We start from the raw sequence: 968 nt of genomic DNA, 5'->3' as shown, positions 1-968 counted from the left end.
GATTTACTACGACTCCCGACAATACCATGAAGCAGTCACGGCTTTGCGTAGCCTAATGACAATCGACACGGTGTACCGCTGGGTCTATTTGGCAGCCAGCCATGCCGCATTGGGGAATATGATCGAAGCGAGGGAAGCCGTGGAGCGGATCAAGCAAATGGACCCATCAGCCACAATCGTTTCGAGATCCGGCCCCCAAATGACGCCTTACAAAAATCCCAGCGATCTGGAACATCTTCGCGAGAACTTGCGCAAGGCAGGACTGCCAGAATGAGTGAATGCGCGCGCTGGCCTTGAAGGGCGAAAAATGGCGCTCCTTGTGCTCGTTCCGATTGGCGAAACCGATGGCAACGTTCACCCGCGTGGGTCGAAACCGGACAATCACAACCAGCAGGCATTGCGTCGTTGGCGCTCCCACTCAGCGGGAAACCCGCGCACCAACGTCTGCAATTGCATCGTAGGAGGCTGTCGCCCGTCGAGGATTGCCTCAACCAGGTCCGGCGCCAAGAGCGTCAGTCGAAGCATGTGGGAGACGAACGACCTGTCGAGTTTCTTAGCTGCGGCGAGTTCGCTGATCGTAGCGTGTTGCCCTGATTCCAGCTTATGCCGCCAGTGGTATGCCTGGACGAGGGCTCTCAGCAGCGTGTTGTCGATGCGCGGTCGCGACGGTGCCCAAGGCTCTGCTCCAGCTGGGGACACGACAACTTTGCGACCGCCGCGGCATGTTAAAGCTGGCGCAAGTCGGCCAAGAATTAAAGTGGCTTCGGCTTCGCCTGGCAATTCTGGAAGACTGTGTGGCGGCGCTTTCAGCCGAACAAAAAGTGCCCACTAGGCCTTCAGGTGGAAGGACCGACCACCGAATGAACGGCGCCCGGTGGCGACGGCCAAAGCATCACGAGTAGGCCGCTACAGCCGCTTGAAGTCGGGAAGCCCGCTTCAGAAGTGGTAGTTGATACCCACGCGGACCG

1 protein-coding gene is annotated in these 968 nt (G+C 58.6%); it reads left to right on the top strand.

What is annotated here, in order from left to right; genetic code table 11:
- On the top strand, positions 1-274 hold a 274-nt coding region (locus AC1D1L_RS33685), incomplete at its 5' end, for a tetratricopeptide repeat protein (protein ID WP_477345839.1).
- Positions 275-968 lie beyond the last annotated feature (694 nt).

Source organism: Mesorhizobium sp. P2_D6 (genome assembly GCF_056404315.1).
The sequence above is the reverse complement of the archived record's forward strand: the minus strand, read 5'-3'. Positions and strand labels throughout refer to the sequence as shown.